1 protein-coding gene is annotated in these 511 nt (G+C 35.8%); it reads left to right on the forward strand.

Going from position 1 to position 511, the window contains the following annotated elements; genetic code table 11:
• Positions 1 to 499: hypothetical protein (locus AKK44_RS09045; RefSeq protein WP_161802576.1), on the forward strand; the 499-nt coding region annotated here is incomplete at its 5' end.
• Positions 500 to 511: the final 12 nt, after the last annotated feature.

Below are 511 nucleotides of genomic sequence, written 5' to 3' on the forward strand. Positions count from 1 at the left end.
TAGCCTAACCGACTATTTTAGTGAAGAACCTTTCAAAGCTTATCTTTTCACGGTTGATGGATTAAAAGAGTTTACGACAACTAAGCAAAAAGCTTATCAGGACGCTAGAACATATAAAAAGCAATCTTTGCCTCAAAGTAACTTTAACGCTGTTTATGTAAACGGGGAAGAAATAGCGTCAGTTTGGTATGACGGTTCATTGATTTACAAGAAAGTTGTCACGTCGTTCATCAAAAAGACTATTCGAGCAGCCGGAAGTTTAGACATCAGAGAAAACACAAACTCGATGTATGTATATGCTCTTGTCGCTGATGTTGATAGAACATTGATAGGTGCAGGCGACATTAAAGCTGTTTATATAAACAACGTAAAACTTGCTGACGGTGCAAAAGTTGATTTCACAAAAGTTAACACGTACTACTTAATCACAATAACGCAACTGAGCAATGTTGATGAATTTATAAACTACGAGTCTAACACAATAACTTTTGCTTTTTAGAAAGGAGACTAA

The organism is Streptococcus phocae (genome assembly GCF_001302265.1).
Classification (GTDB): domain Bacteria; phylum Bacillota; class Bacilli; order Lactobacillales; family Streptococcaceae; genus Streptococcus; species Streptococcus phocae.